Here is a 15,433-nt window from a genome sequence, read left to right as displayed (position 1 = left end):
CATTTTGACGTATTTTATGTCAACCGTACATCTGTTCTATACAGTTATATACAAAATAACCCGACAGAGAAATCTGCCGGGTTATTCATCATTATCTTTTACAAATCAGGATGCTCATGTTTTGCTTTCAGACGATTCCAGCGACGCTCCACTTCTGCCTCGAAGCTGCGTAAAGCCGGCTCATTCTCAGGCTTCAGTAAGTGACGGGTTTTGCCCATGGTCTTCAGCCAAGCTGAGAGCTCAACGCGTTTGCCTTTGTCTTCTGGATTGTACGTAATATTCGTAGAACCATGTTCCACTTCATATAGAGGGAAGAAGCAAGATTCTACTGCCAGCGAGACGATGTTGGTGCCTTCTTTATCTTCAGACATCCAGTTCAGCGGGCATGCGATCAGGATCTTACCGTACACTAGACCTTCGTTCTGAGCGTACCACTGTGCTTTTGCCGCTTTCTTCACAAGATCCTGCGGGTAAGCTTCGGAGCCAGTAAAGACATATGGAATGTTAGTAGCTGCCATGATTTGCGCAGTATCCTTATGCTGTGTAACTTTACCTTGCTGATTCTTACCAATACTGGATGTAGAAGTACGGTGACCCAATGGTGTGGAATAGGACTGCTGAGCCCCTGTATTCATGTAGCCTTCATTATCGTACTCTACGATAATCATTTTGTGACCGCGTAGTGCAGCCCCAATCGCAGGTCCCATTCCGATATCCATACCACCATCACCCGTTACCATTACAAATGTAAAGTCGTCTTGAAGTCCAAGTCCGTCCAATTCACCGCGGCGTTTGCGTTCCCAGAACATTTCTACCACACCAGATAAGGTAGCAGCACCATTTTGGAATAGGTTATGAATAAACGTAGATTTATGAGAAGAATATGGATATCCTGTAGTTGTTACCATGGCACACCCTGTATGATACAGAGCAACGATATCCCCTTCGATCCCTTTGAAGAACGTCTCCAGCCCTGAGAAAATCCCACAGCCCGGACATGCGCCATGACCAGGTGCCAGCCGTTTAGGTTTCTTCGTCAAGCTGCGCAGTGGGGGTATTCGCACACTTAATTTCCCTGTAGCTTCATCCTGTTTAACCGTAATTAACCCTGTCTTCAACGCATCAAAGTTCATCGGCTTCAATAGACGCTGTGGCGCTTTGTCCGGCGTACCTGGATTGTGACCATAGTAGTCAAACGGTACTTCAACACGGTTTGCAGCAACAGCATCTAGTGCCAATTCAAAGAACGCATGACCATCTTCTGCGTAGAAGTCCTTACCGCCCAACCCGTAAATACGGCTAATGACCTTTGTAGTAGTGTTACCATAGGTGAACAGTGCTGCCTTGATCTCATTTACCATATTACCGCCGTGACCACCAACCGAATCTGCACGGTCGCCTACGGTGATTGCCTTTACATTTTTCAGCGCTTCCGCAATTTGCTTCTGCGGGAAAGGACGTATCATATTCGGCGAAATTGCACCTGCTTTGATCCCTTGCAAACGAAGCTGATCTACAACATCTTTAATGATCTCTGAGGCAGAGTTCATCAGGAATACGGCTACTTCCGCATCTTTCATCCGATACTCTTCGATTATAGGATAGTGTCGTCCAGTCAATTCAGCGAATTCCTTCGCAATCTCTTCGAAGACTTCACCCGCATTATACATGGCTACCGACTGCTGATAGCGGTTGTTAATGTAGTCAGGTTCATTCATATAAGGACCTACAGTAACCGGATTATTGCGGTCCAGTGTATCCGTAAAGCCCACCGGAGGTTGTGGCCCAACGAATTTATGAACATCCTCACGATGTGCAAATGCCTGTACACGACGTTTCTGGTGAGAAGTAAAATAACCATCTGATGCTACCATTACTGGAAGACGCACTTTGGCGTGTTCTGCAAGCTTTAATGCCATCAGGTTCATATCATAAACGGATTGTGGATCACGGCACATCAGTATCGGCCAGCCCGTATTCAGCGCAAAATACAAATCAGAATGGTCACCATGAATATTAAGCGGACCGGAAATCGAGCGGCAGATCAAATTCATAACCATAGGCATCCGTGTACCAGCTTGTACCGGCAATTGCTCAAGCATAAACATATATCCTTGGGCACTTGTAGCATTAAATACACGACCGCCAGCCGTCGAAGCGCCATAACAAATTCCAGCAGAACTATGCTCCCCATCTGATGGAATAAGCATAATATCATGTTGGCCGTTCGCTTTCATCGTATCAAGAAATTGAGCCACTTCTGTCGATGGGGAGATCGGAAAATAACCCATGACATGATAATTAATCTGATGAGCAGCATAAGCTGCCATTTCATTGCCGGATTCATATAGGAATTTCTGTTCTACCTTCGTAGAACTTACTTCTTTTTCATAATCAATAGCCACGTATGTTCCACCTTTCCTCCGTATATTAGGCCTGAGTAACGAGATCGAAAATATGCCGGACCGTATGGCTCTCTGCGTAGCCATCTTCCTCGCGCTCGCCAGACAATGCCGTTGTAGGGCAAGCTTCTACGCATTTCAGACAGCCTTTGCAGTATTGATAATCGATTCCTTGCAGGAACATTTGCGGACGTCCCTTCTTATCCGGTTGCTCCTCCCAAACAAAACATAAATCAGGGCATACCGTATCGCACTGCGCACAATGAATACAATCATCTAATTTAAAATGAGGCAATAACCCGGATCTTGAAATGCTGAGATTCTTTAAAAAGCTGCTGCCAGGATTTGTAATGGTACCCCCGATCGGCTGTGTTTCATAACCTAAGGCCGAAATATCGGACCGGACGAACTCAGGCATAATCGCACCTTCAGGCAATGGAAAATGCATGAAAGTAACCTCATTAAAGCCACGTTCGAAAGTAGTTAATGCGGATTGAACAGCCTGCGGATATTTTTTGCCAAGAGATTTCTCAATAACACCCTTCATAATTTCAGGATCCAAGAAATCGCACATCCGGAACAACGCGCCTAACATCGCCATGTTTACGCGATTCTTCTCATCTAATGCGATCGTCGTAGCATCAACAACGGCAATAGTTCCAGCCATCATGTTTAGAGAAGACTTCAATTCCTCCGGTGACTTGGCTGAGTTCACAAGCACTGTACTATGATCATAAATTCCGCTAGTCACGTTGACGGTCTTAGCCAACGCTTCATGGAATATTCCTACGACATGTGGTCGTTCTACCGGTGAAGTGTCGCGAATATGCGTGTTTAAATCACAAAAACGGATATGCGCTTTTACCGCTGATCCCTTTTTCTCAGAACCATAGGATGAGAAGCTCACTCCATTCATTCCAGCTCCGACTACTCCTGCTTCTGCAAGCATTTTACCAGCTAAGTTCGCGCCTAGCCCTCCAATTGATTCCAGACGAATCTCAAAAAATCCGAGTTCGTTCACTTTTGGTAACTGTACCACCGACATAGCCCCTTTCAGAATGTCATCCGTATAATATCCTTATGACTTTTTCAAAGATTGTATCTTGATTTTGCAAGTCGAGAAGTGACAAATCTTGCATTTTCCATGTGTTACCTAAACTTATTTAGCTACTTTTATTTAGCAATAAAATTAAAAATTAAGATGTTAAATTCATCACATTCTTCATGATAAATATCACACTCCAGTGAAAAGACAGCCTTCTTTATAAAAATGTGTGTTATTTTTACTTTTCAACTAGTCCATTTCAGGATAAACTGATGCTTGGTGTAATTTTTCGAAGACAGCTTAGGAGGCATTAATTGTGAAGTCAAACGAAGCATCATTACAGAAGAAATTGCTTCCTCGGCATATCAGCTTTATGGCGATGGGCGGAGTAATCGGTACGGGGATTTTTAAAGGGAGTTCTGAGACCATAAGCATTGCCGGACCTGCGGTTATTCTTACTTATGTATTAGCAGGCTTGCTACTCTTAGTGGTCATGGGAGCAATAGCCGAAATGGCTACGGTGTACCCGAATAGGAACATGAAGGACTTCATTCGTGAAGCTTTTGGAGAACGACTCTCCTTTATCGTGGGTTGGTTATATTGCTTTATGTGGTTGACCGTCTGTGTAATTGAAGTACTGGCAGCAGGAAGCTTCTTACAATACTGGTTACCGGATGTTCCATTATGGCTGCTTAGTCTAGCGAGTGGCGCTTTAATTATCGGCATCAACATGATGAGTGTAGGTGGTTACGGAGAAACGGAGTTTTGGTTAGCCGGTATCAAAATTGCTATGATCATCATCTTTATTATCTTAGGAAGCTCATTGATTTTTGGGCTATTGCCAATGACGGAAGCTACTCCATACTTACACAACTTTACGGACTATGGTGGATTTCTCCCACGAGGATGGACCCCCATCTTCTCTGCACTACTTGTCGTCATGTTCTCATACGGCGGGTCAGAGTTGATTGGGCTAACCTTGACAGAAACTCAGGATGCAGAAAAGGTCTTACCTAAGGTTGTCAAAAGCTTCATTCTGCGCGTCATTCTGTTTTATACCTTACCGATCTTAATCATCTGCGGATTAATTCCCTGGAATCAACTGAATGAGCATACAAGCCCGTTTGTTCAGGTGTTAGCCGCTACAGGACTTAAGGGTGCCGATCACGTTATGAACTTCATTTTGATTACAGCGGTACTCTCTGCTGCCAATTCTGGAATCTATGGCGCCACCCGGATGCTGCACTCTATGGCGTCACAGGGCGAAGCACCACGCAGCTTAGCAAAAACCTCTGCAAAAGGTGTACCCATCAACAGTCTGAAGCTCTGTGCCGTTGTTCTTGTTATCGGTTCATTGTTAGCGTACTTCGCACAGGATGGACTGTTCCGTTTACTAATGGCTGTTCCAGGCTTTGTAGTTATTCTCGTATGGATCAGTATTTGTATGTCACAGCTTAAGCTGAGAAGATCCTATCCGAAAGAACCAACCTTTAAGGTATGGGGATTCCCTTATATAACTGCTATTACACTTGCATGTTTAACTATTATTGCGGTTTCCTTTCTCTTTGATGCCCAGAACCGTATCAGCATAGGCACCTGTTTAGGAGTCCTGTTGATGCTAACGATTTGGTCGTTCGTAAAATTCAAGAAAAAGAACTAAAGTATTAGCTAGGACTGATGTATCAAAAAGAGGTGTATCCCTTGTTCTTCGACAATAGCGAAGAGAGGGATGCGCCTCTTTTAATTGTTGCCATTCAAAACGAGTTCGCAGCCACGCGTTTACATTACTCTCCCTCGCTTTTTTTGTATATTTATTTATTTAACACTAATCATGACTCCCTTACATACAATGTCTCGTGACAAATGACTATTGTAATTAATAATGGGGGGACCAGAAATGTCTATGTATAATAATCCTACTTCGATTTATCCCAATGGGATGAGAAATACAACTGTTGACGAAAGAGAAATGGTGATGTCTCATCCTGTCGTCGTAGAGGCAAGACAAATTGCTATGAATCAAATTTTAGTTACTTACGATCAACCTGCGGATTTAGCATCAGCAACAAATATTTCGAATTATTGGATAAGAAGTAATATGCCAAATCCAAATGACATAGCAAGTGTAGGAATGGGAGAGGCTCTTACTAGAGAGAATACGATTCGTGCTGATAAGGGAATGATAGCTGCAATTGATAATTCAAAAATGAGATTTGTTATGACCTTCAATACGAATGCTACTATGGGTGTTCTTTATATCTTGCTCCCTTGTTTTGTTAATTTAGAAGGGAGATCCGGGTATACAGGGGCAAACTGGGGGCCGTTTAGTAGAAATATGTTTATCGGACTGTAGTTATTAGAATGGGAGGCGTATCCCTTGCTCTTCACATTAGCGAAGAGTGGGATACGCCTCTTTTAAATGTATACATTCTAGACCAATTTTTTTGATCATGGAAGATTAATTATCAAAGCCGGGCGCACGCCGTCACGGGCTACACTAACATTCGCATAGCTGCGAATGCTACAGCTCGGACCGACAAAAAAAGCACGCGAAGGTTTGTTTCCCTGTGTTCGCAGCCACCACCAGGAGCAACCAGTCTCTTCGCCGTCTTTGATGATATAGTTATCTTTATCCGTTTTATCATATACATATAAGCTGCATCCATCGGACTTTTTCATTTTAGCAAATTCCGTGCCAACCGCACGCCGTAGTTCTTTGCCATGTATCTCTGAGAATGCCTTTATTTCCTCAACACTAAGCAAAAAAACGTTGTCCTCTGTATCAGGGGTACCCTCTCCGTTGTCTGTGCAATGAGTCGTCTTTATTAATTCCTTCTCGGCAGCATTGAATGCGGTATGATAGAATTCATCGTTTAACCACACTCGTAAATCACTTTCGTGCCACGTAATATCCACGCAATCACGCCATTTAATATCTGCGCTCTTGCCGTGATACCTCTTGCATTCCAAAATGTACTCGCTCAAAACAAACAGTTCACTACCTGAGTTATGTAGAATTCGCCATTCAATCGGCAGTTCTTTACCATCCTTCGATTGTGAATACGTGCCAAAAGTAATGATTTCGCCCGGCTTAAAGTTCATGTTCGAGGTATAAGCATGCTTAGCCTTGTCCATCAGGTTCTCCTCCTTATTTGCTCCCGAAAAAACAAAAAAACGCGGGTACTTCACTCTCCCGCGTTAACACTGTTGACAGAATTGCTCCTGCAAAATCTACTCTATATCCGGTCGTATATGCTCAGCGATTAACTGCTGCTTGCTAGTCCAGACCTTTTCACTTAAATTCACCCGATATACCTCGGGATTTAACTTACGTTGATACTCCGGCCAGAATAGATCCTTTTGCTCCCGATGATAACGGCGAACCTCATTCAAATCCGGCAAAGTATACACTTGAAATCCATTAACGTAAATAGGTTCTAGCATAGGCAATGCCTCGTAACGCTCAACATACTTATGCATGTATGGATGGAGCGGATTAAACAGCTTCAAACGTGCACCGTTACGCGGAGCTTCCTCTTCTGGGAAACAGATATAATCCGCAAGTGCTTTGCCATTTTTACCTATGATCCGGAATACGTCCTTCTTGCCAGGCGTGGATACTTTCTCAGGATTCGAAGAAATCTTGATCGTCGGGATCATTTCTCCAGTAGCGGACTCAATTTCCACCAGCTTATAGACGCCACCCAGAGAGGGTTGGTCCGAGGCGGTGATCAGTTGTGTACCCACACCCCAAGTATCAATTGCTGCGCCTTGCAGCTTCAGATCCATGATCGTGTTCTCATCCAAATCGTTGGAAGCGACTATCTTCACATAGTCCAGACCAGCATCATCCAACATCTTACGCGCTTGACGGGATAGATAAGCCAAGTCACCGCTATCCAAACGTATACCGACCATTTTTTTACCTTGAGCCTCAAGCTTCTTGGCCGTATTGATTGCATTAGGCACCCCACTACGGAGTGTATCGAAGGTGTCGACCAAAAGTGTAACTTCGTCCGGCATCACCTTAGCATAGGCATCAAAAGCCTCCTGCTCGCTGCCAAAGCTCTGGACCCAGGAATGTGCATGTGTTCCCTTGGTTGGAATACTAAACATTTTGCCTGCCAGCATGTTGGAAGTAGCATCAAAGCCGCCAATATAGGCCGCTCTAGCCCCCCACACCGCTGCATCAGCTTCTTGCGCACGCCGGGTACCGAACTCCAGCAAGATGTCATTCGGAGCCACCTGTTTAATTCGTGAAGCCTTAGTAGCGATCAACGTCTGGTAGTTCATGAAGTTCAGAATGGCTGTCTCCACCAGCTGAGCCTCCATAATTGTCCCTTCCACACGGATTAATGGCTCATCTGGAAAAATCAATGCGCCTTCTTTCATCGAATGAACGGTTCCCTGAAAATGAAACTGCAACAGTTCCTCCAAAAAAGCTGGCGCATAGTTCTCTTCTTGCTCAGACAAGTAACGGATATCATCTTCGGTAAACCGCAAACCGCCGATATAACCAACAATACGCTCTAACCCAGCGAAAACAGCATAGCCGTTACCGAAAGGTAGCTTACGGAAATAAGCTTCAAATACAGCCTTCCGTTTATGCGTTCCGTTCACCCAGTGAGCGTACATCATATTGATCTGATACTTATCCGTATGTAGTGCAAGTTCTCTTCTCAAGTCCTCATCTCCTAATATCTACGCTGCTATATGTGTATGTTCTGTTCTAGTATTATGCCTTAACAACGTCTGCTCCTAAACTTCCCCGGAAATGTTCTAACGCCCAAGTATGTCCATTTGGATTGAAGCTGGCAACTGCATCTTCATGCACAATAATTGCAAATCCTTTGTTATATGCATCCACTGCGGTGTGCAGTACACAAATATCTGTGCAGACCCCAATTAAATGAAGTTCAGTAATGCCACGCTCCCGCAGCTTGATTTCCAGATCCGTTCCACTAAAAGCGCTATAACGCGTTTTGTCCATCCAATAAATGGAATCGCGATTGTGCTCATACACAGATTTCAAACTTCCGAACAACTCACGTCCTTCACTCCCGCGTATATTATGAGGAGGAAATAGTTTGCTCTCCGGGTGGTAAGGGTCTTGCTCTTCATGTAAATCCACGGCCATAACGACATAATCGCCATTTTGGGCAAACTCCGACGTTAATTGGCTGATTCTAGGCTCGATATCTACGGCTGGCTGACCCACCGGCAGATTTCCGTTGACAAAATCATTCGTAAAGTCGATCACTATTAGTGCTCTCATGAGATGAATCCCCTCTCTTGATTTAAACCACTACGTGTAGATGGATAACAAAGGCTCATGATCTGTGAACATATAGAGCTGAGCTGGACGCTGGGAGTATTGATTTGAACTAAGCGCATTTCCCTCTTCATCTCTTACTTCTTTTAATATACCCTGACGGCTACGTGTTGAAGTGATTTTACGAATAAAATTCGGTTCCTTAAATTCCGGCACTACCGTTTGAATGACTTGATAGAGCTCACTGAGAGTAAAATGTCTAGGTAAAAACTGTCTTGCGATCGTAGTCTGAAGCATTTGTTGTTGAATTCGCAAGTATGCATCCTTGATGATATCATGGTGATCAAAAGCGAGCTCCAGCTCTTCAAGTGCTTCCTGCAACGTAAATAAACCTACCTCGCCAGCATCATCCGAAGCTTGTCTCTGCTCCAACATCCATTCTTCTACAAGGGCAAAAAAAGCATGACTGATGATCCATCCGCGAGGGTCGCGGCCTGGTGTACTGTAAACACCCAGATATTCCAAATGACCGCCATCTACACCCGTCTCTTCTTTGAGTTCACGTGTAGCCGCAGCATAAATGGACTCATCCTCCTGACAGAATCCGCCTGGGAGAGCCCACATTCCAGCACATGGCCATTTCTTTCGTCTAATTAACATTACCTTAAGCTCACGTAAGGGAAGCGTCTTCGTGACCGTCTTACGTTCGCGTTTGGTCAGTGTAAACATTACGATGTCGGCCGGAACTCCGTCCGGTGTACGATATTTTTTGGCGTTATAGGTTTGTTCCCCATTTTCGCTCATATTTGCCCCATCCTTTTCCGAAGCTATAATTTTACTAATTCGTATCTTTAAATGTACCAAACCTTAACTTCTAAAATCAACAACTGGACTTAGAAAGATTAGGATTATGTATAGTGTAAAACTTAAAGGGGCGGATCTGCATCCGCCCCCTAAACTGAGTGTGGGTTATCCGCATGTGGTCGGAGGCGCTTCGGTGCCGGCTTCCACATTTATTTTTTCCGAAACCGTATCTCTAATCACGGAAATGACAAGCTGGAGAAGATAATTGATGTCACTCTGGCTCTGTTGAAATTCGTTCACGACTGGAATGCCGTCAATTTCATCCTGCAACACTTCAATTTCACGCTCGATCTTGGCTACCATATCTTTATTATTGAAGCTTTCGAAGGCGACAATCTCCTTCTGCTTTTTCTTAATCGTTGCAATTAGACCTTGAACCCGCTCGTGGTTCAGGATTTTTTGCTCAGCCTGCTGAAAATGCTTTACTTCTTCACTTGTCGAGATCAATGAAGCTAGTTCTTTAGCTTTACCCATAATATCCTCGCGTACGATCAAGTCACGGGTATTATAAGTCTTCATCCCATATTTATTCAAACGTTGTTCCTCTGTACTCACAAGCCATCTCCCCATTCGTATGTGATGATTAATGAACAGCAGCAGCTTCTGCCACAATATCCCCTTTGATGTACCATGTTTTGGTATCTGTAATTCTCACTTTTACAAAGGTGCCAATAAGCTCCTTCGAACCTTCAAAATGGACCAGCTTGTTCGCACGGGAACGGCCAGAAAGGACTTCCGAGTTATTCTTACTCTCGCCTTCTACCAGTACCTCGACGACTTCACCTAGCATACGGTCATTAATGATCCGACTATTCTCTTTAATGAGATCATTGAGTCTTTGCAGACGTTCGCTCTTCACTGACATCGGTACATTGTCCTCCATAGCTGCTGCAGGGGTACCCTCACGAGGTGAATAAATGAACGTATATGCCATATCATACCCAACCTCGCGCACTAGCGATAGGGTATCTTCAAATTGTTCATCAGTCTCTCCAGGGAAACCAACGATAATATCGGTACTTAATACCGCATTAGGCACACTTATCTTGATCTTACGAACTAATTCCAGATAAGCTTCACGAGTATATTTGCGACTCATTTTCTTAAGTACGGCAGTACTTCCCGATTGAACCGGTAGATGGATATGCTCCACCAGGTTGCCGCCTTTGCCGAGTACTTCAATCAATTTATCATCAAAATCACGTGGATGCGAGGTCATAAAGCGGATGCGCGGAATATCAATTAAACGCATATCATCCATTAGGTCACCAAAGGTGTAATCGATGTCTGTAAAATCCTTACCATATGCGTTTACGTTCTGCCCTAGCAAAGTCACTTCCTTGAATCCTTGACGCGCTAGCTCTCTTACTTCAGCAATGACGTCTTCCGGACGGCGGCTTCGTTCTTTTCCCCGTGTAAAAGGTACGATACAGTACGTACAGAACTTATCACAGCCATACATGATGTTTACCCAAGCACGCATACCTTCACGTTTCTTCGGTAAGTTCTCAATAATGTCGCCTTCCTTAGACCATACCTCCACTACAAGCTCTTTACTGAATACAGCTTCTTTAATGAGATGGGGCAGACGGTGAATATTATGCGTACCAAAGATCATATCCACGAATCCATGCTTAGACATAATCCGATTGACAACGCCTTCCTCCTGCGACATGCAGCCACACACGCCCAGCAAAAGACCTGGCTTTTCAATCTTCAAGTTCTTAAGATGACCAAGCTCTCCAAATACTTTATCCTCGGCATTCTCACGAATGGCACAAGTGTTGAGCAGAATGAGATCCGCATGATTCCGATCGTCAACGCTTTTGTAGCCCATCTGTTCTAATAGGCCTTTCATCGTTTCCGTGTCATGCTCATTCATTTGGCAGCCATAAGTCGTAATATGATAATATTTGTCTACTCCGAAATTCTGCATTTCTTCAGGAATCTGGAAATCATAATGCACTTCTATTTCTTCCTTGCCACGCCGTTTTCCTTCTTTGTAATCAGGCTGGCTATTAATTTGCACATTTCTTCCTTTAATCCGGTAAGTAATCTTACCTTCTTCTTCACTAATCACCTTAGCGTCGCTAAAATCAAAATATCTCGAATAATCTTTAGAACCCTTGCCGGATTTTAAGTCCGGTGAGTTATGGTTCCCCTTAGTCATGCTGTTTTCACGTCCTCTATTGTTAAACTATTATTTTTATACTTTGCTAATTTAAAATTATAACATATTGCTGGGCTAAGTTAGAAGTACCCGACCTTTGAATGACGGAATAGAATAGTTCTTCTCTACAAAAAAATACCCCGCCAACGATTGGCAGGGTCAAATTCCATTATATTAAAGGGGGGTATGCTTGTAATATAAGCAGATATTATCCTATTGAAACAGATAAACGGTCTCTTACACAAAAAAATGCCATGCTGTGTTCAACAAGCATTAGTACAGTGATTTAGTAGCGTCCGGAGTGAACGAAATAATCTCATCTATAGCTCCACTTTGAACTTTGGCAGGCCAAGCTGGATCGCTAATAAGTGCTCTGCCAACTGCCACTAAATCAAACTCTTCACGGTCCATTCTTTCCAGCAATTCATCTATGTTATCTTCTGGCTTCTGAGCTTTATCTTCTGCGAAAAAGTCGCTTTGTAAGCCAACAGAGCCCACTGTAATGCATGGCTTCCCAGTAATCTTCTTAGTCCATCCCGCCAGATTTAGTTCAGATCCCTCAAATTCAGGTTGACTGAAGCGACGAGTGGAGCAGTGGAAAATATCCACCCCAGCATTGCTAAGTGGGGTCAGAAAGCTTTCGAGCTCAGCTGCATTTTTTGCCAGCTTCTCATCATAGGCACCCAATTTCCATTGAGAGAAGCGTAACACGATCGGAAAATCTGGCCCAACCGCTTTACGGCACGCTTCAATGATCTCAACAGCAAATGTTGTTCTACCTGCCAAATCACCACCGTATCGATCGGTACGTTTGTTCGTTCTTTCCCAGAAGAACTGGTCTATCAGATACCCATGTGCGCCGTGAATCTCAATGCCATCAAAACCCACTTTTTTCGCGTTCGCTGCTGCTTGAGCAAATGCTGAGACTAAGCTTTCAACTTCAGCTGTAGTCAGCGGCTCTGTCACAGGTTCTCCTGCTAAATTCAAACCAGAAGGGCCAATAGGAAGGGCTTCAACATTAGGGCCTTCCCCTATAGTCCGCGCCATTCCCACATGCCATAATTGGGGTATGATCTTACCTCCAGCTGCGTGAACTTCTTCTACCACCTGCTTCCAGCCCTCTAAAGCCGCTTCTTCATGTAGATTGGGGATATTGGCGTGGCTGACTGCCGAAGGATGATTAATGGCTGTGCCCTCGGTAACAATCAATCCTACTCCACCCTCTGCCCGTCTGCGATAATACGCGGCAACATTACTCCCTGGTACACCATCCGGAGAGTATACCCGTGTCATAGGTGCCATGACAATTCGGTTGGCTAATGTAAGATTCCCCACTTGAAAAGGTGTGAATAAGAGTTCAGTATTCATATGTTACCTCCATTTAATTATTAGATAACTTTAAGTAAGCTTATTATCCACCCAAAAGATGGGAAATGCAAATTTTAAGATCTTCATGTAAGAAAAAATCATAAAAACCGGACCTCGCAAAATCTGCGAATGCCCGGTTTTATCCTATTACGAACTTCTTAACCCTCAAGAATACCAGCTTTTGGAGTTACTCCGAACGCCTTAGCTAAATCCCACAGCTGCTGATCCGTGATCTTTTGCTTCATTTCTCTTCCGCCAATCAAGTTGTAGATCTTAGCAGCCTTCTCAACAGTCTCTACTAGACCAAAAGTGGCATCCATAGTGGAGCCTGTGCCGAAAATCCCGTGCTGCGGCCAGATCACTAGGCGGTGATCCTTCATTTTCTTAGCCGTTTCGCGGCCGATTTCACTGCTGCCAGGAACAATCCATGGAATGACACTAACGCCATCCGGGAAAACAACAAGGCATTCTGTGCACATTTCCCAAAGCGTCTTCGTAAACTTCAATTCATCCAGATCATGCGTGAAGGTCATCGCGATAACATTCGTAGCATGTGTATGCAATACGATACGGTGCGTAGGGTCAACCTTCAGTCGCTCAATATGGCTCATGAAATGTGAAGCCAATTCACTTGTAGGTACAGCCCCGTTCCGTAATCCCCATAACACTTCTACGCTTTCACCGTCGGCACTAACACGAAGCACACCGAGATTGGCTTCCGGGTCTTTGATCACATTTCTGAAATACTTGCCAGAGCCTGTCACGATGAAGTATTTGCCGGCTAATTCTTTTACAGGGAAGGTAAGTTTAATGGTGCGTAGTGGCTCTAGGACGTTAATATATTTAGCAACCTCATTTTCATCCAGCAGATAGCTGACATTACCGCCATTCAGCTCATCCCAGCCAAGCTCCCACATATGACGGGTAATCTCTGACATTTCCTGAATAAATGGAGCCTCACTACTTGCAATATACCCTTTGGATTCCAAAACAGATGTACTCATTGTCAATCTCTCCTTTGTATATGCTGCTCTCCACATCCACTCTAGCACTCTATCTTGCAGACAGAACTTCCTGTTCATAACTCTTCACTTCCGCCAGCCATTGCTCCCGAACGGATGTATCTTGTGATGCACAATAATAATCCCACACGGCTCCAAACGGATACGATTTGAATTCTTCCGTAAGCGCTAGTCGTGAAGTGTAATCACCAATCCGCTCTATTCTCTTTAATTCTTCCACCGGTTCGAGCATTGCGCGAAGTAACGCCTTAATGGTATTGCGTGTACCAATCACCCAAGCAGCGATATGATTAATACTGCCATCAAAGAAATCGAGTCCGATATTCGTTCGGGAGAGTAAATCCCCACGCACCAGTTCACGGGCAATTTCCAGCAGCTCGTCGTCCATCGTTACAACGTGATCACTGTCCCAACGGACGGGTCTGCTTACATGCAGCAGCAACTGCTCGCTAAACATAAGAATCGAAGATAGCTTATTTGAGATCATCTCCGTAGGATGGAAATGTCCGGCATCCAAACAGATAGCTTTACCGCGAGTTAAACCATAGCCCATATAGAACTCATGTGATCCAACCACATAACTCTCAGAACCGATTCCGAACAATTTACTTTCTAAAGCATCAATATTATAAAGAGGATCTATTTCCACACTGAAAATCTCATCCAACGACTCCTTTAACCGCACTCTTGGCGCTAAACGATCGACTGGTGCATCTTTATATCCGTCTGGCACCCAAAAGTTAGTTACGCAAGGCTGCCCCAGCTCTTTACCAAAATGTTCAGCAATCGTCCGCGAAGCCTTACAATGCTTAATCCAGAAGTTACGAATCTTCTCGTCAGAGTGACTTAGCGTAAAACCGTCTGCAGCTTTAGGATGTGAGAAACAAGTAGGGTTAAAATCAAGGCCCAGCCCCTGCTCTTTCGCCCAGTCTACCCAAGATTGGAAATGGCGTGGCTCCAATTCATCTAAATCAACTTTTTCATCTGTATCTGCATAGATCGCATGTAAATTTACTTTGTGCTTACCAGGAATAAGGGATAATGCTTTTTCTAAATCTTGACGCAGTTGATCTGGCGTGCGAGCTCGGCCGGGATAACTTCCTGTTACCGCTATTCCCCCGCTTAGTTCTTTATCTTTAAAAAGAAACCCTTGTACATCATCGCCCTGCCAGCAATGGATGGAAATCTTAATTTGCGCGAGCCGCTCCAGCACGTTCTCCACATCAATCCCGTGGGCTGCGTATAATTTTTTGGCTTCATTATAGCTAGTGATAATACTCTGATCCATGC

The 15,433-nt window shown here is 44.2% G+C and carries 13 protein-coding genes; 2 read left to right on the top strand and 11 right to left on the bottom strand.

The window, feature by feature from the left end; genetic code table 11:
- Nucleotides 1–98: 98 nt before the first annotated feature.
- Both CA600_RS03135 and CA600_RS03130 read right to left on the bottom strand, forming a co-directional pair.
- Nucleotides 99–2,405, bottom strand: a complete 2,307-nt coding sequence (locus CA600_RS03135) for a thiamine pyrophosphate-dependent enzyme (RefSeq protein WP_094868879.1) — start codon at nt 2,403–2,405, stop codon at nt 99–101.
- 25 nt (nt 2,406–2,430) lie between these two features.
- Nucleotides 2,431–3,441: a 2-oxoacid:acceptor oxidoreductase family protein gene (locus tag CA600_RS03130; protein WP_094868878.1), complete on the bottom strand. Its 1,011-nt coding sequence runs from the start codon at nt 3,439–3,441 to the stop codon at nt 2,431–2,433.
- Nucleotides 3,442–3,763: 322 nt separating this feature from the next.
- On the opposite strand from CA600_RS03130, the gene CA600_RS03125 reads away from it, so the two are divergent.
- Nucleotides 3,764–5,107: an amino acid permease gene (locus CA600_RS03125; RefSeq protein WP_094868877.1), complete on the top strand. Its 1,344-nt coding sequence runs from the start codon at nt 3,764–3,766 to the stop codon at nt 5,105–5,107.
- Between the two features lie 237 nt (nt 5,108–5,344).
- Nucleotides 5,345–5,800 carry a hypothetical protein gene (locus CA600_RS03120; RefSeq protein WP_306440371.1) on the top strand — a complete coding sequence of 152 codons (456 nt, stop codon included), beginning with the start codon at nt 5,345–5,347 and terminating at the stop codon, nt 5,798–5,800.
- A 95-nt stretch (nt 5,801–5,895) separates the two neighbouring features.
- Here CA600_RS03120 and CA600_RS03115 read toward each other — a convergent pair whose 3' ends face one another.
- From CA600_RS03115 to rhaA, 9 genes are all read right to left on the bottom strand, one after another.
- A complete protein-coding gene (locus CA600_RS03115; protein WP_094868876.1) occupies nt 5,896–6,582 on the bottom strand; it encodes a DUF6273 domain-containing protein in 687 nt (228 codons plus the stop codon).
- Between the two features lie 96 nt (nt 6,583–6,678).
- Nucleotides 6,679–8,130, bottom strand: coding sequence for a nicotinate phosphoribosyltransferase (locus tag CA600_RS03110; protein ID WP_076283476.1), 1,452 nt, complete (start codon nt 8,128–8,130; stop codon nt 6,679–6,681).
- A 52-nt stretch (nt 8,131–8,182) separates the two neighbouring features.
- A complete protein-coding gene (locus tag CA600_RS03105; RefSeq protein ID WP_094868875.1) occupies nt 8,183–8,722 on the bottom strand; it encodes a cysteine hydrolase family protein in 540 nt (179 codons plus the stop codon).
- 30 nt (nt 8,723–8,752) lie between these two features.
- The gene (locus CA600_RS03100; protein WP_042128449.1) at nt 8,753–9,523 is read right to left on the bottom strand and encodes an NUDIX domain-containing protein; all 771 of its coding nucleotides are present in this window, start codon (nt 9,521–9,523) and stop codon (nt 8,753–8,755) included.
- A gap of 165 nt (nt 9,524–9,688) precedes the next feature.
- Nucleotides 9,689–10,138: a RicAFT regulatory complex protein RicA family protein gene (locus CA600_RS03095; RefSeq protein WP_060623306.1), complete on the bottom strand. Its 450-nt coding sequence runs from the start codon at nt 10,136–10,138 to the stop codon at nt 9,689–9,691.
- 28 nt (nt 10,139–10,166) lie between these two features.
- Nucleotides 10,167–11,753 carry a tRNA (N6-isopentenyl adenosine(37)-C2)-methylthiotransferase MiaB gene (gene miaB, locus CA600_RS03090; RefSeq protein WP_094868874.1) on the bottom strand — a complete coding sequence of 529 codons (1,587 nt, stop codon included), beginning with the start codon at nt 11,751–11,753 and terminating at the stop codon, nt 10,167–10,169.
- Between the two features lie 273 nt (nt 11,754–12,026).
- A complete protein-coding gene (locus CA600_RS03085) occupies nt 12,027–13,121 on the bottom strand; it encodes an NADH:flavin oxidoreductase (RefSeq protein WP_094868873.1) in 1,095 nt (364 codons plus the stop codon).
- Between the two features lie 158 nt (nt 13,122–13,279).
- Nucleotides 13,280–14,125, bottom strand: a complete 846-nt coding sequence (gene rhaD / locus CA600_RS03080) for a rhamnulose-1-phosphate aldolase (protein ID WP_094868872.1) — start codon at nt 14,123–14,125, stop codon at nt 13,280–13,282.
- Nucleotides 14,126–14,174: 49 nt separating this feature from the next.
- Complete coding sequence (gene rhaA / locus CA600_RS03075) at nt 14,175–15,431, bottom strand: L-rhamnose isomerase (RefSeq protein ID WP_094868871.1); 1,257 nt, start codon at nt 15,429–15,431, stop codon at nt 14,175–14,177.
- Nucleotides 15,432–15,433 lie beyond the last annotated feature (2 nt).

The sequence above is a fragment of the Paenibacillus sp. VTT E-133280 genome, from assembly GCF_002264385.1.
In the GTDB taxonomy this organism is placed as follows: Bacteria; Bacillota; Bacilli; order Paenibacillales; family Paenibacillaceae; genus Paenibacillus_AQ; species Paenibacillus_AQ nitricinens.
This window is presented reverse-complemented; position numbering and strand designations above follow the sequence as displayed.

What these genes read in the sequence shown, in the direction of transcription:
- CA600_RS03120 (WP_306440371.1), top strand. Translation starts at nt 5,345, where the DNA reads ATGTCTATGTATAATAATCCTACTTCGATTTATCCCAATGGGATGAGA.
- CA600_RS03115 (WP_094868876.1), bottom strand. Translation starts at nt 6,582, where the DNA reads ATGGACAAGGCTAAGCATGCTTATACCTCGAACATGAACTTTAAGCCG.
- CA600_RS03105 (WP_094868875.1), bottom strand. Translation starts at nt 8,722, where the DNA reads ATGAGAGCACTAATAGTGATCGACTTTACGAATGATTTTGTCAACGGA.
- CA600_RS03100 (WP_042128449.1), bottom strand. Translation starts at nt 9,523, where the DNA reads ATGAGCGAAAATGGGGAACAAACCTATAACGCCAAAAAATATCGTACA.
- miaB (WP_094868874.1), bottom strand. Translation starts at nt 11,753, where the DNA reads ATGACTAAGGGGAACCATAACTCACCGGACTTAAAATCCGGCAAGGGT.
- CA600_RS03085 (WP_094868873.1), bottom strand. Translation starts at nt 13,121, where the DNA reads ATGAATACTGAACTCTTATTCACACCTTTTCAAGTGGGGAATCTTACA.
- rhaD (WP_094868872.1), bottom strand. Translation starts at nt 14,125, where the DNA reads ATGAGTACATCTGTTTTGGAATCCAAAGGGTATATTGCAAGTAGTGAG.
- rhaA (WP_094868871.1), bottom strand. Translation starts at nt 15,431, where the DNA reads ATGGATCAGAGTATTATCACTAGCTATAATGAAGCCAAAAAATTATAC.